The following is a 21,385-nucleotide window of genomic DNA, read 5'->3' on the forward strand; positions in this document are numbered from 1 at the left end:
ACGGTCCTGTTGATAGTTCCACATTCTCACATTTCCACATTTTCAAATTCCTCATTTTACAGCTTTATACAATTGCTGATGCAGTTCGTGCAAGACCTTCGGGTCAATTTTAAAAACCTTTCGATCATAGGTCATCAGCCCGTTGGTCTCAATTTCCACATCGGTTGTCTGGGTGTAAACAGCGGCAGATAAACCCAAGGGGATGAGTTTCGCCAATTGCCCTATCAGCGTGGCATACCGGTCTTTGAGCTCATTTTGATTTTTGAAACTCTGGTAGCCCCAGTTATTCTTTTCCTGCCAGGTATGCCCCTCAAGCGGTAACCCCAATCCTCCAAATTCTCCTAATACCAGTACACGGCTTTCGCCGAATAACTTCGGATCGGGCATTGCAGGAGCGGGATAGTTGTGCAGGTCCATAATATGGCCCACAGGAAAGAAATTACCACCACTGGCGCTGTTGATCAGCCGCGATGGATCGTGCTGCATGGTCCACTCCGTAATTTCCTTTGTTTTAAACTGGCCCCAGGCTTCATTAAAAGGAACCCAAACCACGATGCTTGGGAAATTATAAAGGTTATCCATGATCTCTTTCCATTCAGAACGGTAAATGGCTTCGGATTCCGGGCTTCTTTCTTTATCCAGGTTTCCGCCGGAAAGCTGCCCAGGTCGCGAATCCCATACATTGCCACCCATATCGCCGCTCGGCATATCCTGCCATACCAATACGCCCAGTTCATCGCAATAGTGGTACCACCTTGCCGGCTCTACTTTTACATGCTTGCGGATCATATTAAAGCCCATGTCCTTAGTAGTCTGTATATCAAAACGCAGTGCTTCATCGGTTGGTGCCGTATAAAGTCCGTCCGGCCACCAGCCCTGGTCCAGCGGCCCATACTGGAAAACAAACTGGTTGTTCAGCAGCATGCGTTGTACGCCGTTCTCCTTCTGCATCGAAATTTTTCGCATAGCGAAATAAGAACCGGCAGCATCTATGACTTTTGTCTTGCGCAGTAATTCGATCTTCAATTCATATAAATAAGGATTATCTGGTGTCCACAATTTCATTGCATCTATTGGCAGGGCCGCGGTTGCTCCCGGGTTTACCTGGGTTTCGCTTAACTTCTTTCCTTTATCGAGGGCAATTACCCGCACTTTATCGCCTGGTTGCGCATTGGCGATGTTGGTTTCCACTTTGATCGTTTTCTGGTCAATGTCCGGAGTATTTTTGGTAGCGACGATGTAAGCAGCAGGAACGCCCTCTATCCAAACCGTTTGCCAGATACCCGTTACCGGTGTGTACCAGATTCCATTAGGCTTTTTGACCTGCTTACCCCGTGGTTGCGGACCATCATCTGAAGGATCCCAAACACGTACGGTGATTTCCTGGGCTTTGCCTTTTTTTATGAGTTTTGTAATGTCCAATGTAAAAGCACCATAGCCGCCTTTATGGGTGCCTGCTGGCTGTCCGTTCACGAACACATCGCACTTCCAGTCTACCGCTCCAAAATGTAAGAGCACATTTCCTTTAGTGATTGCTGCGGGCAGTTGGATGGTTTTCCGGTACCAGAGGGCATTGTCTTTGCCTACTGTTTTTTGCACACCCGAAAGCGCGGACTCTACGGGATAGGGGACGAGGATCTTGCCATCGAAAGCTGCAGGGACCGCCTCCGCGGTTGTGGGTTTAATGGCGTAATCCCAGGATCCGTTCAGATTGATCCAGTTGCCCCGCACCAGTTGTGGCCTTGGGTATTCGGGCAACGGTTTTTGCGGATCAACCGCCGCGGCCCATTTTGTTTTAATTGTTGATCTCCCCGCGGGTTGCTGGCTCCAAAGGCTGCAATAAAGTAACAGCAAAGCCGGTAATAAAGCGAATCGTTGCATGGTTAAAAGTTTGGTCTAAAAATAGGTATTTTGGATAACCCGGGTCATTATGATTGTCTCATTTACTAAACAATTTGTCTCAGAAGCTACCTGAAAATAAAATTATTGTGATACAGGTCCTGCAAACCGGCAGCTATCAGGATGTAGATTAAATGATATTATTTCAGCGCAAAGCTGTACCATCAGCGGGAAATACTGCTATATACAAAATGTGGGGACTTTTTTTAAACGTTTTCCCGGAGCAGTTATCTTTTTGTCATTATTACCGCTCCTGTTATGGAGGGCTCGTTCGGATTTACATCGGTGCCTTCATATCTCAGGCGCCCGTCGCTATCGTTAATGAGCTCTGCTAATTCAAAAACATTAGTGTAACCATAACCATACAGGCCAATATAGGTGGGAATATTCAGGGCCAGGGCATAAGGGCTGGTCTTTCCGCGGACGTTTTTAAAACGGATATTGTTTGCAGGAAAATGTTCCGGGTCGCCCTCTATATTGTTGTTACAATAGATCAGCACTCTGGTGTTGGCTGAAGGAATGATCCCGGCCAGGTTGTCCTGGGTAAAATCAGAAAAATCCAGATGTACGGCGCCCGCTATGTGTTTGCGGTCATACATTTCACCCGACCGGGTGTCCAGGATAATGGTTCCTGTTTGTTTGCTCAGCTTTAAAAAAACATCCAGGTTCACCAGTCTTGTTTTGCGATGCAGCTTTACCAGTTTGAGGAGTGTTTCATAACCGTCAAAATCAACTTTTGTTTTGGGTAATTGAGCGGAAGTATTTTTTGCATTTAAAAATACGATCAGCAGCAGTAATAATGCCCCTTTTTTCATAGCAGATATTCTTTATACTATGTAAGATAGTTATTTTCCCGGGTGTGTAAAAAATGAGGCGCCTGGTAGTTTTCTTTTGTTGCAGCAGCAAAGAGATTTTTCAGCGATTTAAGCACTCAGGGGTTAAAACAATTCTAACGGGCGGGCGCTATGACTCTCGTGTTTAAGCATTTTAAACAACAGCAAGGCTTCTGTTTCGCCAGGCAAAAGGATGGTTCCGGAATCTTTTAAGCCCAGTTTTTTCAACAGTCCCTGCGATGCCAGATTCCCAGGCGCTGTAATCGCAAAAATAGCTTCCAGCCCGAAGAGGTTAAATCCCGCTTCCAGCATTTTTTCGGTGGCTTCAAAGGCGTATCCCTTTCCTTCAAAACGCGGTAACAGGGCAAAACCGATATCGATCCCTGGCAGGCCCTTGCGCTCGTACAGTCCGCAGAGCCCTATCTTTTTTTCATCCTCTTTTCGAATGATGGTAAAACTCCCGAAGCCCAGCCGGTCCTGTTGAGGCTTTATCCGTTGTGCTATATAATTACCCGCTTTTTCAAAAGAGGTAATATCGCGGTTGCCGATATACTTTAACCATTTAGCAGAATTCATGAGATAGAACAGCAGCGATGTATCGCTTTCATTGGTAGGCCTGAGCAGCAGCCGTTCTGTTTCAAATGAAATAATGGAACTCATGCAGTTGAACTTTAATTGCTTTTCAAATATAACAAAAGAAACCGAATGTTAATTGCAAAGGCGCATTAGTCTATAGTCAATGGTCAATAGTCAATGGACCGCCGCGTTCAGCATTGAGCGTTCAGCGTTCCGCATTTACATTTCTTATTCTACATTCTCCCTGCCCGCATATTCGCTTGGCGCTACTCCAAAATGTTTTTTAAATTCCTTGCTGAAATATTTGCGGTTGTCATATCCCACGGCAAAGGAAATTTCATTAATCGTCATATTCTTTTGCAGCACCAGTTCAGCAGCCTTTTTAAAGCGTATATTTTTTATGAGTTCGTTCACCGACATATTGGTGAGCGCTCTTAGTTTTTTGTAAAGTACCGGTGTGCTCATGGCCACTTTCCGGGAAAGTTTCTCCACGCCGAAGTCAGGATCTTCCAGGTGCGCTGTGATGATCCCGATTACATGATTAAGAAAATCACTTTCGGTTTTGACCGCCGCATCTTTGTTATCGCCGGTCCTGTTGGCCGCCAGGTGTAGCGTAAACTCTTTGCGCAGCCGCTGCTGCAACTTCTGTTGGGTTTCCAGCAGATTTTGAATCGTTAGCTCAAGCACCTGCGTGCTAAACGGTTTGGTAATATAGGCATCGGCACCTTTCTCCAGGCCCTCTATCTGATCATTTTGTGTACTTTTAGCAGTCAAAAGCAATACGGGAATATGGTTGGTGCGTTCGTCTTCTTTTATTTTCCGGCAAAGTATATCCCCATTCAGCCGGGGCATCATAATATCACTGATAACAAGGTCCGGAATAGACTCCGTTACCATTTCCAGGGCCGCGGCTCCGTCCGGGGCCAGTAGAATATTATAATAATGTTCGAGCTCTTGTTTAAGCAGCGCCCGCAACTCCGGATTATCTTCTGCTATTAAAACAGTATAGGGCTGCCGGTGCGGCCGCCCCGAAATGGCGGGCAAAGGTTCCGGGCGCAGCGGGTGTAGTGGGGCGGCAACACTTTTCTTTGCGGCCGGAGCAACCAGGTGAACCTGGGTATCCGTATTAAAATGGCCGGCGCCGGGTAAAAGCGTTACAGTAAAACAAGTGCTTCCCTCTGTACCTTCCGTTTTTTGTTGCGTACTTTCCACCCGAAGCTTGCCATGGTGCAGCTCCACTATTTTTTTGGCGATCGAAAGCCCCAGCCCATAACCGGTATTTTGCAAGCCGTGATCCTGCACCTGGAAATAATTGGTGAATAGTTTCTGCATATATTTAGGAGCGATCCCGATCCCCGAGTCGAGGACGGTGATCTCTGTTGCCTGTTGCTGGTGATTCACTTTCAGGGCGATCCTTCCGCCTTCAGGAGTAAATTTGAAGGCATTGGCCAACAGGTTAAAGAACACTTTTTCGAGCTGTTTTTTATCAACGAACAGCCAGGCTTCTTTTGTATTGTGCGTATAGGAAATACTGATTTTTTTGGCCAGGGAAAGCTCGCTGAAACTGACATAGATCTGTTGAAGGAACGCGATCAGTTCTGTTTCTTCCACTTGCAAATTCAGATGGTTGGCTTCCGCTTTTCTGAAATCCATCAATTCACTCACCAGGCTCAGCAACCGGTCCGAATTATTTTTTATTTGAGTTAATTGCTGACTGGTGAAATTTTGCTCTTTATTAATGTGCAGCAGTTTTTCAATGGGAGCCATGATAAGCGTAAGGTGGGTTCGTATCTCATGCGAAACATTCGTAAAGAAATTGAGCTTGATCTGGTGTAGCTCGTCTTCTTTTTTTAAAAGGGCCCGCATAAAGAAGAAGCGCACTAGTAAAAAAAGGATTGCGGACAACAGGAGCATATAAATTAAATAAGCCAGGTTGCTGCGCCAGAAGGGAGGAAGCACTGTTATTTTTAGGGCAATCGGTCCTGTCCATACTTCGTCATTATTTGCTCCTTTTACTTCCAGAAGATACTCGCCCGCGGGCAGGTTGGTATAGGTTGCGGAAGGCGCACGCACCTGCTTCCAGTTATTGTCAAAACCAGATAGCTTAATTAAATACTTGTTTTTGTTGCTTTTTATATAATTCAGCAACGCAAAATTTATTGAAAAAAGATTCTGGTCGTGTTTAAAGACGATTGCATTTGTTTGGTCGATATTGTTTTTTAATGGCCCTTTTTTTTCATCGATCCTGACCTCATCATTGTTAAGCAGTAACCCTGTAAATACAAGCGGAGAGCGGTAATTATTTATTACAACCTGTTCCGGGAAAAAATGAGTGATGCCATGATAGCCGCCAAAAAAGAATTCCCCCTTGCTATCGGCCAGAAACGAATTATAGTTAAACTCTTTCCCTGCCAGGCCATCAGCCGTGGTATAAGTGGTGGCGCTTTTCCGCGCCGGATCAAAGCGGATCAGCCCGACGTCGGTGCTCAGCCATAACTGCCCGTTGTGGTCCTTTAGCAGGCCTACAATATTCCGCTGGCCTAAAATATTTTTGTAATCGTAAAATTGTTTTGACCGGATATTGTAAATAGTGGTGGGGCCGTTTCTTTGGGTAAGCCATATATTGCCGTTCCCATCCGGCAAAATACTGTTTACATTAATATTTTTATTGATCACTGTTACCTTGTTGCCGGCAACGCTGTAGAGGCCCGGTGTGCCGCCAAGCCATACAATGCCGGAGGGGTCCTTATAGATAGTGCTGGCCTGCACTTGTTTTAATGCTTCCAGGCCGTTATCAAATGTCAAGGGGGTAAGATGCGTGCCGTTTTTCTGAAATAAATAGATGCCGCTGGTACTGATTACCCAAAAGCGTCCCAGATTATCCGTTGCCATTGCAGAAACTTCCATCCGGGCAGAATGCACCTGGTTGGGGGTGTAGAGGTAATGTTTGAAAACGCCTGATTGGCGGTCCAGCACGTTTAAGCCACCGCCGTGGGTGCCACACCACACATTCTCCTCTGCATCCAGGTAAACGAATTTTACCAGGTTGGAGGCAATGCTGGCGGGGTTGGTAATATCATTTTTATATTCCGTATACCGGTTATTCCGGCGATCGAAAAAATTAAGACCTCCTCCTTCGGTACCGATCCAAAGGTTGCCGTTGTTGTCTTCCACAATACTGCTTACCACATTATTATTAAGGGTATTTCCTTTTCCGTCATTACGGATCACCTTAAAGGGGGTGGAAAACGCATCCACCCGGTTCACCCCACCAAAATAAGTGCCCACCCAAATGGAACCATTGGCATCTTTGAACAGGCTATAGATGGAATTCTGACTGAGGCTTTTAGCATCGTTGCCGTTATTCTGAAAATTAGAAAAAGTTTTCGTTTTAAGATTCAGGACGCTGAGGCCTTCCTGGGTGCCCACCCAAAGTTCATCGTTGTTTTTGGACAGGATACTGCGCACATTATTATGTATGAGGCTATTGGCCTGTCCGTTTTGCTTGGAGAAATGGGTAAAGGTCCGGGTGGCGGGATTATATTCATTGAGGCCGGCATTCAGCGTGCCGATCCAGATATTACCGGCAACATCTTCATAAATAGAAGAAACGGCATTGTTGCTTAATGTATTGGTTTTTAATGGATCATGAATAAAGTTTTCAAAAACGTACCGCCCGTTATTGTTAAAAAGGCGTACCAGCCCCGAATCGGATCCTATCCATATATTCCCTTTATGGTCCTCACGAATACAATTCACCGCTCCTTTTACAACGTTGCTGCCGTTCGCCGTTTTAAATTGTGTAAAACGGCGTTGGCCCGCATTCAAACGGAGAAAAAGCCCTCTGGAAGTGCCTACCCACAATTGATGATTATGATCCTGGAACAAGGCGTTAACGGCAGCTTTTACAGGCAGGCTCACTTGTTCAAACCGGTCTGCTTTTTCATTATACCGGTTCAGGCCGGAACCGGTTCCCGCCCAAAGCACTTTTTCGGCATCGCAGAGCAGGGAAAGGACATCTGCGGTTTGCAATCCGGAGCTACCCTGGTTGTTGGCCATATAGGGCTTTATCTGCCAGCCGTCATAACGGTTCAAACCATTGGAGGTCCCCAGCCAAATAAAACCCTTCCCATCCTGTGCGATGGATAAAACGGAATTATTCGATAATCCGTTTTCGGATGTTAAATGATTAAAAGAAAGCCGTTGTGCTGTTGCCTGGTTGGCAAAAGCGCTTATAAAAAAACAGACCAGCACACCCGCTCTTAACCGGGTAAACCCATTTCTCATGAATAAATAAAAACAATTCTTAAAGCAAAGGTAGCCAAATTCCGAAGTTTTGTTAACCTTTCCTTACAAAATACATGATTGATTATCATTATGTTATGATATTGTTTAAGAAAACACCCCTATTTATTTAAGAATTTCTCCCGGGGTGCTGTAAAAGCTGCCTCATATTGCAGATGTAAAATGAAGCCGCTTATGAGCCGCTTTAAATTTGATCACATTCTAAATGATTGCGCTTATGCCAATTAGTAAGTCTTCCAAAAGGCGTTCCGGTCTCTATTATTGGGCAATAGTAGGGTTCTTTTTAGTTTCGCCGTTTTTATTGCATGCCCAATCCAAAAAGATAAACGGAACGGTAACGGATGCCAACAATGCTCCCGTAGCCGGCGCCTCCGTTCAGGAAAAAGGTACTGCCAACGGGGTCATTACAGACGACGGCGGAAAATTTGTTATTACAGTAAGTAACAGCAAAGCCGTGCTGGTTATTTCGGGGGTAGGTTATACGGCTAGCGAAGTAGCTGCTTCCAAAGTAACAGATGCACCCATTAAATTGGCCAGTAGCCAGCAGGCGCTGGATGAAGTGGTGGTAGTGGGGTACGGAACTCAGAAAAAGACATCTGTAACCGGATCTGTTTCGGTTATCAACAGTAAAGCCATTGCCAACCGGCCCGTAACGAATGCAATAAATGCATTGCAGGGTACGGCTCCGGGGTTGATCATTTCCCGCACCAGCGGTCAGCCTGGTAAAGAAGGCTGGAACATTAATATCAGGGGGCTTGCCTCGCTGAGCGGCTCCAACTCGCCTTTGATCATTATTGACGGGGCGCCGGGAGATCTGAATACGATCAACCCGGATGATATTGCCAACGTGTCGGTATTGGAAGATGCTGCAGCCTCAGCTATTTACGGGGCAAAAGCGGGTGCCGGTGTAGTGCTGGTGACCACCAAAACAGGCGCGGGAAATAAAAAGCCAAAAGTGACACTGTCAAATATTTATACGATTCGCACCCCCTTTGCACGGCCGGATATGATCAGTTCCGGTGAGCAGGCCCGCCTGCAAAATGTGGCATTGAATAATAACGGTCAGGCCCTGGCTTATACTGATCAGCAATTGGCCTGGTTCGATGATCCAAATGTTAATTATGTCTGGAACACGGCTACCAAGGGCTATGATTATTATTACAATTACAACCTGGCAGACATGGTGTTGCGTAAGAGCAGCCCGCAGAATAATACCAATATCTCAATTTCAGGTTCCAATGGCAGGTCTTCCTACCTGGCGTCATTTGGCTATACGGGACAAAGTGGTGTATTTAAATTTGGACCAGATAATTACAAGCGCTACAATGCCCGTTTAAACTATATTACCCAGATCTCTGATAAAATAAGTTTTGATTCGCGCATTGCCTACTCCTATGAAAAAACAGCAACGCCAGCTTACTCTATTGGCGGAGATGGCAGCCTGATGTATGAAATTTACCAGATCCGGAGCTCCCGTAACCCAATATGGACGCCGGGTAGCGACAGTACCAAGTATATGTACCTGGGAACGCTGTCCAGGGCCATACCAACATTAAAGGATGGTGGATATGATAATACCTTTAAACATACTATTAGCGGTGTGTTTACACTGGCTGCAAAAGAACTGGCAAAAGGCCTGCAGCTACGGGCGGTGTATAGTCCTACATTAATAATTAGCAGCGAGGACTTTTTTCAAAAACCAATTCCCCGTTATACCATTGATTCCTCCCTCAACTCGATATTAACACCCACTAACCAGTGGCTTAATTATCCCGGTTATATCAATAAGATGAGGGATATTACCATGAAGCAGGATCTGCAGGGTCTGGCAGATTATGACTGGCGTATAAAAGATGATCATCATTTTCATATACTGGGTGGTTTTGAGTACCAGATGTATAATTTTAACTATACAAAGGCTATGCAAAGAAGCCTGCTGGTTACTTCCTATCCCACCCTGAATTATACCACATTGGCTAACGCCGATCCTACCAATGTAGGAGATAATATCCAGGCATATGCATATGTATCAGAGTTTGGACGCCTGGATTATGACTATAAAAACAAATACTTTTTGCAGGCCAACATCCGTAATGATGGTACATCCAGGGTAGCTCCTGATTTGAGGTATAAGCAATTCTGGGGCATCTCCGGGGGCTGGCGGGTAACTCAGGAAGATTGGATGAAAAACATCTCCTGGCTGGATGAACTAAAATTAAGAGGTTCTTATGGTAGCAATGGTTTGGTGCAGAATGATAATGATAACGCGAATAACTATGATTACCAGGCAACGTTGACTCCCGGCTATTATCCTTTTAACGATAGCCGCACGTCCTACGTGTACCAGGGATCATTGCCTTCCGTAACCAAAGCCTGGGAGGTAATTACTCAAACTGATTTTGGTCTGGATGCTTCGGCATTAAACAGGAGGCTGAGCTTTACGTTTGATTATTATATCCGGCATAACGATAACATCTTTGTACAACAACAATTACCCGCTACACTGGGTATTGCGCCCAGTAGCAAAAACATAGGGGCATTTAAAGTGAACGGCTGGCAGGGAAGCCTGGGCTGGAACGATGTGTTTAAAAATGGTAGCTATTTTGTATCGGTAAACCTGAATGATAACAAAACCATGGTAACGAGGTATGATGGCACTATTGCTATAGCTGCCGGTCTTAATAAAAACCTGCCTGGATACCCGGTAAACTCTATTTTTGGTTATCAGACAGATGGTTATTTCAACACGCAGGCAGAGGTGGATGCTTCTGCTAAAATTGACGCAAAAGTTCACCCTGGTGATATTAAATATGTGGACCAGAATGGTGATGGCCTGATAACACAGGGGAACAATACGCTCCAGAATCATGGAGACCTGGTATATCTTGGCAATACCAACCCGCGTTATACATATGGTATTAACCTGGGCGCTAGCTGGAAGGGTTTTGACATTTCGGCGTTGATCCAGGGAGTGGGCAAAAAATATATGTTGCTTCCAGCCACTTTAGCTATGCCTTATTATAACGGCTGGCAGTTGCCCTGGAAAATCCACGAAGATTACTGGACGCCAACGCACACAGATGCTTTATACCCGGCATACCGGTTTGGGGATCAGACCATCAACTCGCAGGTATCTTCCTTCTTTGTGCAAAAAGCAAACTATATACGCCTGAAGAACCTGCAGGTGGGTTATACCTTCAATAAAAAACAACTGGGCAACGGAGCATTCCAAAGCGTTCGGGTCTTCTTCACCGGGCAGGATATATGGGATAAAACAGGTATGTGGTTTAATTATTTTGATCCGGAGAATACGGACCGGCTCACCTTCCAGTATCCTCTTTGGAGAAGCTATGCATTTGGTATAAATGTGAATTTCTGATAATAGCACTATTTATTAAACAAGTTCAATGAGATTAATAATGAAACGAAGCATGATGATTTTTCTCAAACAGGAGAATGATTATATGCCTAGTTCTCCCGAATGCTTTCAGGGACCATTGAAAACTATAAAAAATAAACGGATGAAATACTTGAAAACAAATATACAGGTAACGGCCATTAGCCTGTTGACGGCCGGGACCTTGCTGATCAGCAGTTGTACGAAGCAGTTGGATCAGTTATCGCAAACGACTTTGGTGGATCAGCAGTTCTGGAACAACTCCAATGACCTGCTTACCGGTACTAACTATCTCTATTCCTCCTTGCCCGGCTTTGAAACACCGCTGGAAGACCGGTATGGCGGGCTGGCTATGGATGTATTTAATGGTACGCTTGATAAGATAAGCGATGGCACCCGCACCGTTCCGGCAAATGACGATAACAACTGGACGAATCCTTATAAACTGATAAGGGCGGCCAACAATATTCTTGAAAAGGCACAGACAATTACTAACGATAACCCGGCGCTCACCACTTATTGCCTGGCGCAGGCACGTTTCTTCAGAGCCCTGGCTTATTACAAACTGGTACGTGCCTATGGCGATGTACCTTACCTGGGCCGCACTGCAAGTGAAACCGATTCACTGATCTTTAGTGCCAGGGTTCCGCGCGAGCAAATTATGGATTCTATTTATGCAGACCTGGATTTTGCCGCTGCCAACAGCCCGCAGGCTGATAAGATTTCTGGAACCACAGCGGTTACGGGGATACCCGGAAGCGAATATGGACGCATTACCCGCGGGGGAGCGCTTGCATTTGAATCGCGTGTGGCATTAATGGCCGGGACCTGGAATAAATTTCACGGTGGAAGCAATGCCGCCAAGCATTTGCAAAAAGCCCTTACTGCCGCCCAAACCGTAATGACAGAAGGAAAATATGCTTTGTATACCGGCGATGGCGCTAATAGTTATATCTCCCAATATGGGTATGGAGCAGAGACCTATTCCCAAAATAAGGAAGTAGTAATGGCGCGCCTTTACGGACAAAGTGCCTCAAATAATGTGAGCTCTCAATCCTTTGCGCGCAACCCTACAACCGACGGTACCTGTGCCGCAACGCGTAAATATGTAATGATGGCATTGTATTCTGATGGATTACCTGCCGGAAAATCGCCGCTGGACTCCAATGGGAAAGAAACGGGTCTGCTTACCGATTACCAGCACCGGGACCCAAGGCTGGTGCTGACGTCTTTTAAAGTAGGTGATCCTTATGTAAGTATTAACAATGCCGTCAACCTTACTTATGGTAATACCTATTATTACCAGCAGAAAAAATATTGGGTTAAAGAAGATTTTACACAAGGCTACGGCTTCCATGATTATTATATCATCCGTTATGCAGAAGTGCTGTTAAACTATGCGGAAGCAACCTTTGAGCTGAATGATGGGAAGATATCCGATGCCGATCTGGATGCTACGATCAATTTATTGAGAAAAAGGGCAACCAACAACGATAATACGAAATTACCTCTTTTAACAAACGCGTTCGTTACCGCTAATGGGTTGGATATGCGTACAGAGATCAGAAGAGAACGCACTATTGAGCTGGCCTTTGAAGGATTTAATTATTGGGATCAGCTACGCTGGAAAACAGCGGAAACAGAGATGCCTCAGGCGATTGTGGAAAGGAAATATTTTTCCGGCCTCAATTATGGCGGCTCAACTCCTCCAAAAAATATCGATGCCAATGGTTATATTATAATGGAAGCGGCAGCCCCGGTACGTAAATTTGATCCTAATAAAGATTACTTATGGCCGATACCATCAGCACAAATCGGGTTAAGTCATAATAACGTGACTCAAAACCCGGGTTGGCAGTAAGACGAGTGTTGTGTTAATTGTAAAGTCGGGGAACGTGAGAGGATAAATGGGCCCCTCTCACGTTTCACTTTTGACGTTTCACGATTAATCTAACGCTGTTTTGAAATGGAATAGGCCCTTATTAAGACCGTCATTTCGATCGATACGCAGTGGAGAGAGCAATCTCGTTAATGATAAAATTTCTCTTCATCCGCCTTTGGCGGACTCGCCGAAATGACGATTTTTGATGTAGCATTCATTTTTATAACCCTCAGATCGTTTCCATGAAAAAACTGTTTTGGCTGGCACTTTTTGCGATAAGCACTAATAGGGTGTTCGCAACACCCGTTCCCCGTAACCTGCTGCAACAACAGGCTTCTGTTCAGCAGATCAAAGAAAAATTATTGCCCCCCGGCCAATGGGTGCCTTACCCGGCTTACCACAACCGGAGCGGATGGAATAAGATGACTGACGGGATAGGGGGGCAGTTGATCGCCCAGGGCGAAAAACAACTGGATTATAAATGGCAGGTCATAACCGCTACGGACTACCTGGAGTATGAACGTAGCGGCAGCCGTGTGATCATGGAACAACCATACAACGAAAATGTAAACGCGCTGGCCCAGTTAATGATCGCAGAATTGGCCGAAGGAAAGGGGCGGTTCATGGACCAGATCGTAAACGGCGTGTGGTCGCTTTGCGATATGCAGTCCTGGGCTTTGTCTGCACACCTGCCCGTTCAAAAAACAAAAAGAAATTTACCCGATCCATCAGAGCAGATTATTGACCTGGTGTCGGGTGATGTGGGCTCGCTGCTTTCCTGGTCGGTTTATTTTTTTAAGGCAGACTGGGATAAGATCAATCCTGTAATTGCAAAGAGAGTGCAATTAAATATCCGGCAGCGTATCCTGGAGCCTTATATGCAGCGCAGTGATTATTGGTGGCAGGCATTTGAAGGCAAGCCGGGGCAATTGGTAAACAATTGGAACCCCTGGTGCAATGCCAATGTGCTGGCCTGTTTTTTATTGGAAGAAAAAAACCAGGACGCCCTTGCAGCAGCAGTGTACCGTACCATGCGCAGCGTGGATCAGTTTTTAAATTATGTAAAAGAAGACGGCGCTTGTGAAGAAGGCCCTTCCTATTGGGGGCATGCAGCGGGTAAGCTATATGATTATTTGCAGTTGCTATACGATGCCACTGGCGGTCGTATCAGCATTTTTAATAAGCCCATGGTCAAAAACATGGGTGAATATATTGCGCGCAGCTATGTAGGCAACGGGTGGGTAGTGAATTTTGCGGATGCGGCTGCTAAGGGAACAGCGGATCCGGGCCTGGTGTATCGCTTCGGAAAGGCCGTGAACAGCCTGGAAATGGAATCTTTTGCAGGGGCATTGCTTGCCGGGCATAAAGAAATCGTGTCCGGGGACCGCGATATGTTCCGGACACTCGAAGGATTAAAAGGATATAAAGAACTGCAAAGCGCACCTGCAGCATTGCCAAAGGCTTCCTTTACCTGGTATCCGCAAACTGAGTTTTGCTATATGCGCAATGACAACGGGATGTTCTTCGCCGGCAAGGCGGGTAACAATAATGAAAGCCATAATCATAATGACGTAGGCTCGTTTAACCTGTACGTTAATGAAACGCCTTTTATTATTGATGTTGGTGTAGGAACCTATACCCGGCAAACGTTCAGCAGCGAGCGCTATAGCATCTGGACCATGCAAAGCAATTATCATAACCTGCCGCTGATAAATGGGCAGCCGCAATTATTCGGCGCACAATACAAAGTCTCGGCTGTGTCTTTTGATCCCAATAAAAAACAATTTACCCTGGATATGGCCGGCGCTTATGGCCCGCTGGCTGCCGTTAAAGAATGGAAACGCACTTATACACTTTCTAAAAATGCCTTGCATCTGGAAGATGTTTTTAAATTGAATACTATAAAAGACACCACAGCACTGCATTTTATGACGTGGAGGCGTCCTGCCGTTACTAAACCTGGTAGCATCCTCATCAAAGAAGGCGCATCCGGTTTGCAGATACAATATGATCCCGCCCGGTTGGACCCCGCTATAGAGGCCATCCCCGTAAAAGATCCGCGCCTTACAAAAGTTTGGGGCGACACCGTGTACCGGCTGGTACTGCGGGTGAAAAAGCAATCACTAAGCGGCAGCTATGCAATAGATTTTATCAAACAATAAACCAATAAAACAAAGGTGTGAAAAAGAAGCTCATTATTTTTATAGCGTTGGTCGTTTCGCTGATCGGCGATGCCGCTTATACTACTGACGGCAACAAACTGGTGGACGAGGATTTTAAATACGCAATGGTTCAGGTAAAAAGAATGCTGCAGGTAACGGACTACAACAGCGGTAAATTTCCCCGGACAACCAACAAAGAAGGCAAACTCGTAACTACCGACATGTACGACTGGACCCCGGGCTTTTTTCCCGGAAGCCTTTGGTATTTGTATGAATATTCAAAAGATGCAACAATAAAAAAGCAGGCGCTGGGGTGGACGGAAAAGCTGGAACCGCTGAAGACCTTTACCCAACATCATGACCTTGGGTTTATGATGTATTGCAGTTATGGGAATGCCTATCGCTTAACCGGCAACCCGGCCTATAAAAATATCCTGGTACAGTCGGCCCGGTCATTAAGCACCCGGTTTAGCCCTGTTACCGGCGCCATTAAATCCTGGAACCGGTTTAACTCCTGGCATGGAAATAAAACCTACTATTACCCCGTGATCATCGATAATATGATGAACCTGGAATTATTGTATTTCGCTTCAAAAGCCACTGGCGACAGCAGTTTCAGACATATTGCCACCACCCATGCCCTTACCACAATGAACAACCAGGTGCGTAAGGACTACAGTCATTATCATGTGGTTTGCTATGATTCAGTTACCGGTAAAGTAGTAGGGCGGGAAACCGCACAAGGCTATGCCGATAACTCTACCTGGTCGCGCGGACAGGCCTGGGGTATTTATGGATTTACGATGGTGTACCGGGAAACACATGATCCCCGGTTCCTGAAAACTGCAATAGGGATGGCTGATTTTTTCCTCAATAATAAAAGACTTCCGAAAGATAAAGTGCCTTACTGGGATTTTAATGCAGGGCAAAAAGGGTATACGCCGGGTATAAATTCTTACGCCAATAAAGTGACCACGCTTTACCGGGATGCTTCCGCCGCCGCTATTACAGCATCAGCATTACTGGAATTGGCGATGTATGCCCCGGCGAAGAAAAAACAATACATCAGTGCAGCGGCCACTATGCTGCAATCCTTAAGCAGTGCCGCTTACAGGGCGCCGGTGGGGACCAATGGTGATTTTCTTTTAATGCATTGTGTAGGCAGCATACCCCACCGGTCAGAGATCGATGAACCCCTGGTATATGCCGACTATTATTTCCTGGAAGCATTAACCCGTTATAATAAACTGATGAAAACCGGCAGGGTGTTTTAATAAAAAAGCGCCGGGAAGGAGGTAAATAGAGGTTGAGACAAAACCTTCCCGCCGCTGCGCCTTCCCGGCTATTGATTTTTTCAGTGCTGCTATGTTTCAGTGGCAAAAGGAAAATAAAAATTAATTTAGCACAACCGCTACAATAGAGCCATGATGAAAAAATATATTTTCTTAGGATGCGCCTTACTGGCCTTGAATCTTCCGGGGGCCTTTGCGCAGAAAAATAAAAAAGGAACTATCGCAAAGCCTGCACAGGCCGCGGGTTTGCTGGACCGTGCGCTTTGGGTAAAAGCCTTATACAAAATAGCGTATCCCGTGGTGCACAATCTGGCGCAGGGCACGCTCAAAAAGAACATGCCGTTGGAACAGGGGGCAAACTATAACCTGGTGGTAACAGACGTTACCTATTTGGAAGCCGTTGGAAGAACGGCCGCCGGTATTGCTCCCTGGCTGGAATTGCCCGATGATAATACCGAAGAAGGTTTACTGCGCGCCAAAATGCGCAAAGAATTCCAGCAGGGATTAAAAAATGCAGCCGACCCCGCAAATCCCGATTACCTTAATTTTCAAAAGCAGGCACAACCTATTGTAGACGCTGCCTACCTGGCCCACGCGTTTTTAAGAGCGCCGAAAGCATTATGGGAGCCTTTGGATTCCATTACAAAGCAACGCTATATTCAAGACTTTAAATCATTGCGCAACCGCAACGGCGCCTATAATAACTGGCTGGTTTTTGCCGGGTTAACGGAAGGGTTTTTAAGATATATCGGGGAGGATTATGATCCGGCCCGGGTAGATTTTGCGCTGAATAAAATGAAGGAATGGTATGCCGGTGATAGCTGGTATAAAGATGGCGACCTGTTTAGTATGGACTATTATAATTCCTATGTTATTCATCCCATGTTGACGGATCTGGTGCGGATACTGCTGGAAAAACGTCCGGGAAAAATGCACGTAACCGAAGCCGATTATGACCTGGTACTGCGCCGCATGGTGCGCCATTCGGAGTTCCTGGAACGGATCATTGCACCCGACGGAACCTACCCGGCTTTTGGACGTTCCGTCACCTATCGCACGGCTGCTTTCCAGGTGCTGGGGCAGGTAGCATTGATGCAAAAACTGCCCTCCTATATTTTGCCGGCACAGGTACGCTGTGGTTTAACAGCGGTGATAGAGAATATGTTTGAGGGCAACCAGAATTTTGATGCCAATGGATGGTTGGTGCTCGGCTTCAATGGCCATCAGCCCATGATCGCGGATGTTTATACCTCTACCGGAAGTTTGTATATGGCCACGCTTGGCTTTTTACCCTTGGGCCTGCCGGCAGATAATCCTTTCTGGACCGGCGCTCCGGCGGATTGGACCAGCAAGAAGGCCTGGAGCGGCCAGCCGGTGAAGAAAGATTATAAAGTGGAGTATTGATGTTTTTTTAATCGGGACGGAATTCACCTTCCGGCGGAAAAAGATTTTTTGCTTACTTTTTTATTCCCGATTGATCCTATCGTGTGGACACAAATCTTGAAAATGATTAAAATATTTTGATATATCCTCAGGATTTAGGTCGTGACGAATCAACCGCGCCGTATCCATCCTAAGAATGCCCGAAGGGCATAATGTGCATAGCCCATGGCGCAGCCAGGGGGTAACAGATGCGTTGAGGGTACGGCCCTGAAAGGGTCGAATGTGTTTGTTGAACGCAGCATTCAATTCCCTATTCACAACAACATTTTCCGCCTTTCCGTCTTCCCGGCTATTCATTAGCTAATATAACCGTATCTTCGCTGCATATTAAACAGGAAATGGTGTCTTCCTGAACCAAACCGTTCCCACTGGCGGGATCTGATGGCGCCTGCAAATAGTAATATTTTATTACACCTTTAATCTATTTGTAGGATGTATCGTTTAAAAACAGATCAGGGAAAAATTTTTAAGCAATTAGTTTACTGGACCGCTCGCATTATACCGGTGTCCGTGGTTACGGGTTCCCTGGTAGCGCTTTTTTTATGGTTGCTGGAGTGGGCTACGGAAACCCGCTGGGCGCATTTGTGGATCATTTTCCTGCTGCCCGTAGCAGGAGTAGGCATTTATCTGCTCTATCGTTTTTTTGGCAAAGATGCTGAAGCCGGTAATAACCTTATAATGGACGAGATTCATGAACCGGGCGGGGGCGTGCCTATACAGATGACACCGCTGGTGCTTGTCAGCACTGTTGTAACCCATTTATTCGGTGGCTCGGCGGGAAGGGAGGGGACCGCAGTGCAAATGGGGGGAAGTATTGCCGCACTTTTTTCAAAATGGTACCAGTTGGCAAAAGAAGAACGTAGTGTATTGTTACTATGTGGTATGGCCGCCGGTTTTGGAGCAGTGTTTGGAACACCCGTTACCGGAGCCATTTTTGCCATGGAAGTACTGTTTATCGGGCGCATCAAATACAATGCGCTCATCCCTTGTCTGATCTCCAGTTTATTGGCTCATGTGGTTTGCAGCGCATACGGCATACACCATACACTCTATTCGATAACTACACGAATACCTGCCGCAATTGTAAAAAAAGGAGGCTGGGAACTGTCGTTCGATTTTGTGCTGTTGACCAAAGTGATCGTCGCCGGCATCTTTTTTGGATTGGCGGGAATGGCCTTTGCCTGGCTGGCGCATACGCTGAAAAAATTATGGAAGCTATTGATAAAATGGGATTGGCTGATACCCGTGGCAGGTGCGGTTGTTATACTCAGCGTAAGTTATTTGCTGGGAACCTTTGACTACCTGGGATTGAGCGTTACTAACCCGGATCAGCAGAATAGTATTGTTAGTGCTTTTAGCTACGGTGGTGTAACGCACTGGAGCTGGTTATGGAAGTTAGTATTAACGGCGGTTACCCTGAGCGCAGGCTTCAAAGGGGGAGAAGTAACCCCCTTGTTCTTTATCGGCGCGGCGTTGGGGAATACGATTGCTGCACTTACCGGGGCGCCAGCAGATCTTTTTGCGGGGTTGGGCTTTATTGCTGTTTTTGCTGCTGCCACGAATACACCGGTTGCCTGTATGATCATGGGAGTAGAGCTTTTTGGTGGCGAAAATATTTTATACTTCGCTATTGCGTGTTTTACTGCTTATTATTTTAGCGGCCACTCGGGCGTCTATAAAGCGCAGCGAATTGATGTGCCGAAAACAACCATTAAGCCTTAAATCATTAAGAAGTTGAGGCCATTAAGGCTTAATAATGAACCGGTATCAAAATTATCCTAATGGACTTATGGATTCTCCTTCATTGTGATCAAAGCAGGCGGGGTGCTCGTTAGCTAAGAGCAATAGCAAGTCTGGGGTTGCTTTCGAAATGGATCGTGCCGATGGCACTCAATTCCCTATATTTGGCTCATTACTTCGGAATAAATTCCGAAGTTACCTAAGGAACACAAGCCTCTGGCTTTCTGTCACATTGAGCATATGATTAAACTTGTTGAAACCTCCAGTCAGTAAACATTTGAAGAGGCGTAGCTTCGGTTTAATGGTTAACAAGGAACTTTAGTTTCTTGTTAAGAGCGCGCAACTAAAAGTAGAGAGCCATCGGCTCGGCCTATAAGCTGATCCTGCAGCGATACCCCATCCGTCAATCAGCATCACAAGTATTTTAATAAAATTGATACCGGTTTATTATAACTAATCTGAACTCCTTAATGGTTCAAAAAAAAAGAGTGCACCTCGCAGCGCACCCTTTTCAAAAAAATCAGGAACGATTAACTCAATTTCTTCTGAAGGTTTTCATCAATCGCTTCCAAAAACTCTTCCGTATATAAATAATCTTTTCCGTGTTCTACTTTATTGCCATGGATACAAACGGCAAGATCCTTGGTCATTTTACCTTCTTCAACGGTTTCGATACAAACTTGTTCCAGTTTGTCGGCAAAATCAATTAAAGGCTGGTTGCCGTCCAGTTTACCGCGGAAGGCCAAACCTCTCGTCCAGGCAAAAATGCTGGCAATGGGGTTGGTGCTGGTGGGTTTGCCCTGCTGGTGCGCCCGGTAGTGACGGGTAACGGTACCATGCGCCGCTTCTGCTTCCAGTGTTTTACCATCGGGCGTTATCAGCACAGAGGTCATTAAACCCAGTGATCCGAAGCCCTGTGCAACGGTATCGCTCTGCACATCGCCATCATAGTTTTTGCAGGCCCAGACAAAGTTACCATGCCATTTTAAGGCACTGGCTACCATGTCATCGATCAGGCGATGCTCATAAGTGATGCCCGCATTTTCAAATGCCGCTTTGAACTCATTATCATAGATTTCCTGGAAGATGTCTTTAAAACGGCCATCATATTTTTTAAGGATGGTGTTTTTTGTAGAAAGATACAGGGGCCATTTTTTGCTTAGTGCCATATTAAAACAGCTTCTGGCAAAGCCCTTAATGCTCTCGTCGGTATTGTACATGGCCATGGCTACACCATCGCCTTTAAAATCGTATACGTCAAAAGTCTGGGGAGCGCTGCCGTCTTCAGGAGTAAAGGTCAGCGTCAGTTTACCTTTCCCTTTTATTACGGTGTCGGTAGCGCGGTACTGATCGCCAAAGGCATGACGGCCAACAATAATAGGAGCCGTCCAGTTGGTTACCAGGCGGGGAATATTGCTGATCACGATCGGCTCGCGAAACACGGTGCCATCAAGAATGTTCCGGATGGTTCCATTAGGGCTTTTCCACATTTGTTTCAGGCTAAATTCCTTTACTCGCGCTTCATCAGGGGTAATCGTGGCACATTTGATCCCCACGCCGTGCTCCTTGATCGCATTGGCTGCATCAATCGTAACCTGGTCATTCGTAGCATCCCGGTGCTCCACACCCAAATCAAAATACTTAATATCGACATCAATATAGGGAAGGATCAGCTTGTCCTTAATGAATTTCCATATAATTCGCGTCATTTCATCACCATCGAGTTCTACTACAGGGTTGGCAACTTTAATTTTTTGAGCCATAATTTTTACTTTAATAATTTAAATTGTGATCGGCGCAAATCTACTGATTTACTGGAATATTTATAAATACATTCGGTTTTCAAATTGATTTCG

Annotated in this window: 11 protein-coding genes and 1 riboswitch; of the genes, 6 read left to right on the forward strand and 5 right to left on the reverse strand. The window is 45.8% G+C overall.

The window, feature by feature from the left end; genetic code table 11:
* Positions 1-51: 51 nt before the first annotated feature.
* The 4 genes from NIASO_RS02805 to NIASO_RS02820 form a co-directional block, all read right to left on the reverse strand.
* Positions 52-1,881, reverse strand: coding sequence for a glycoside hydrolase family 2 protein (locus tag NIASO_RS02805; RefSeq protein WP_008583669.1), 1,830 nt, complete (start codon positions 1,879-1,881; stop codon positions 52-54).
* A 245-nt stretch (positions 1,882-2,126) separates the two neighbouring features.
* Positions 2,127-2,714: a rhodanese-like domain-containing protein gene (locus NIASO_RS02810; protein WP_008583667.1), complete on the reverse strand. Its 588-nt coding sequence runs from the start codon at positions 2,712-2,714 to the stop codon at positions 2,127-2,129.
* A 123-nt stretch (positions 2,715-2,837) separates the two neighbouring features.
* Positions 2,838-3,392, reverse strand: coding sequence for a GNAT family N-acetyltransferase (locus NIASO_RS02815; protein ID WP_008583665.1), 555 nt, complete (start codon positions 3,390-3,392; stop codon positions 2,838-2,840).
* A 144-nt stretch (positions 3,393-3,536) separates the two neighbouring features.
* A complete protein-coding gene (locus NIASO_RS02820; protein WP_008583664.1) occupies positions 3,537-7,595 on the reverse strand; it encodes a hybrid sensor histidine kinase/response regulator transcription factor in 4,059 nt (1,352 codons plus the stop codon).
* Between the two features lie 235 nt (positions 7,596-7,830).
* Here NIASO_RS02820 and NIASO_RS02825 point away from each other — a divergent pair, with 235 nt between their 5' ends.
* The 6 genes from NIASO_RS02825 to NIASO_RS02850 all read left to right on the forward strand — a co-directional run bounded on the left by NIASO_RS02825 (position 7,831) and on the right by NIASO_RS02850 (position 19,511).
* Entirely contained in the window at positions 7,831-10,992 is a 3,162-nt protein-coding gene (locus NIASO_RS02825; protein WP_008583662.1) for a SusC/RagA family TonB-linked outer membrane protein, read from the forward strand.
* A gap of 142 nt (positions 10,993-11,134) precedes the next feature.
* The gene (locus NIASO_RS02830; RefSeq protein WP_168128480.1) at positions 11,135-12,871 is read left to right on the forward strand and encodes a RagB/SusD family nutrient uptake outer membrane protein; all 1,737 of its coding nucleotides are present in this window, start codon (positions 11,135-11,137) and stop codon (positions 12,869-12,871) included.
* Between the two features lie 263 nt (positions 12,872-13,134).
* On the forward strand, positions 13,135-15,054 hold the full coding sequence (locus NIASO_RS02835) for a heparinase II/III domain-containing protein (RefSeq protein ID WP_008583657.1): 1,920 nt from the start codon (positions 13,135-13,137) through the stop codon (positions 15,052-15,054).
* 17 nt (positions 15,055-15,071) lie between these two features.
* A complete protein-coding gene (locus tag NIASO_RS02840) occupies positions 15,072-16,328 on the forward strand; it encodes a glycoside hydrolase family 88 protein (RefSeq protein ID WP_008583655.1) in 1,257 nt (418 codons plus the stop codon).
* A gap of 150 nt (positions 16,329-16,478) precedes the next feature.
* Positions 16,479-17,750 (forward strand): DUF2264 domain-containing protein, encoded by a 1,272-nt coding sequence (locus NIASO_RS02845; RefSeq protein ID WP_008583654.1) that lies wholly within the window; start codon positions 16,479-16,481, stop codon positions 17,748-17,750.
* Between the two features lie 364 nt (positions 17,751-18,114).
* Positions 18,115-18,187, forward strand: a riboswitch (Fluoride riboswitch).
* A 34-nt stretch (positions 18,188-18,221) separates the two neighbouring features.
* Complete coding sequence (locus tag NIASO_RS02850) at positions 18,222-19,511, forward strand: voltage-gated chloride channel family protein (RefSeq protein WP_008583648.1); 1,290 nt, start codon at positions 18,222-18,224, stop codon at positions 19,509-19,511.
* Positions 19,512-20,059: 548 nt separating this feature from the next.
* Here NIASO_RS02850 and NIASO_RS02855 read toward each other — a convergent pair.
* Positions 20,060-21,292, reverse strand: a complete 1,233-nt coding sequence (locus tag NIASO_RS02855; RefSeq protein WP_008583645.1) for an isocitrate dehydrogenase (NADP(+)) — start codon at positions 21,290-21,292, stop codon at positions 20,060-20,062.
* Positions 21,293-21,385 lie beyond the last annotated feature (93 nt).

The organism is Niabella soli DSM 19437 (assembly GCF_000243115.2).
Classification (GTDB): Bacteria; Bacteroidota; Bacteroidia; order Chitinophagales; family Chitinophagaceae; genus Niabella; species Niabella soli.

What these genes read in the sequence shown, in the direction of transcription:
- NIASO_RS02805 (WP_008583669.1), bottom strand. Translation starts at nt 1,881, where the DNA reads ATGCAACGATTCGCTTTATTACCGGCTTTGCTGTTACTTTATTGCAGC.
- NIASO_RS02810 (WP_008583667.1), bottom strand. Translation starts at nt 2,714, where the DNA reads ATGAAAAAAGGGGCATTATTACTGCTGCTGATCGTATTTTTAAATGCA.
- NIASO_RS02815 (WP_008583665.1), bottom strand. Translation starts at nt 3,392, where the DNA reads ATGAGTTCCATTATTTCATTTGAAACAGAACGGCTGCTGCTCAGGCCT.
- NIASO_RS02820 (WP_008583664.1), bottom strand. Translation starts at nt 7,595, where the DNA reads ATGAGAAATGGGTTTACCCGGTTAAGAGCGGGTGTGCTGGTCTGTTTT.
- NIASO_RS02825 (WP_008583662.1), top strand. Translation starts at nt 7,831, where the DNA reads ATGCCAATTAGTAAGTCTTCCAAAAGGCGTTCCGGTCTCTATTATTGG.
- NIASO_RS02830 (WP_168128480.1), top strand. Translation starts at nt 11,135, where the DNA reads ATGAAATACTTGAAAACAAATATACAGGTAACGGCCATTAGCCTGTTG.
- NIASO_RS02835 (WP_008583657.1), top strand. Translation starts at nt 13,135, where the DNA reads ATGAAAAAACTGTTTTGGCTGGCACTTTTTGCGATAAGCACTAATAGG.
- NIASO_RS02845 (WP_008583654.1), top strand. Translation starts at nt 16,479, where the DNA reads ATGATGAAAAAATATATTTTCTTAGGATGCGCCTTACTGGCCTTGAAT.
- NIASO_RS02850 (WP_008583648.1), top strand. Translation starts at nt 18,222, where the DNA reads ATGTATCGTTTAAAAACAGATCAGGGAAAAATTTTTAAGCAATTAGTT.
- NIASO_RS02855 (WP_008583645.1), bottom strand. Translation starts at nt 21,292, where the DNA reads ATGGCTCAAAAAATTAAAGTTGCCAACCCTGTAGTAGAACTCGATGGT.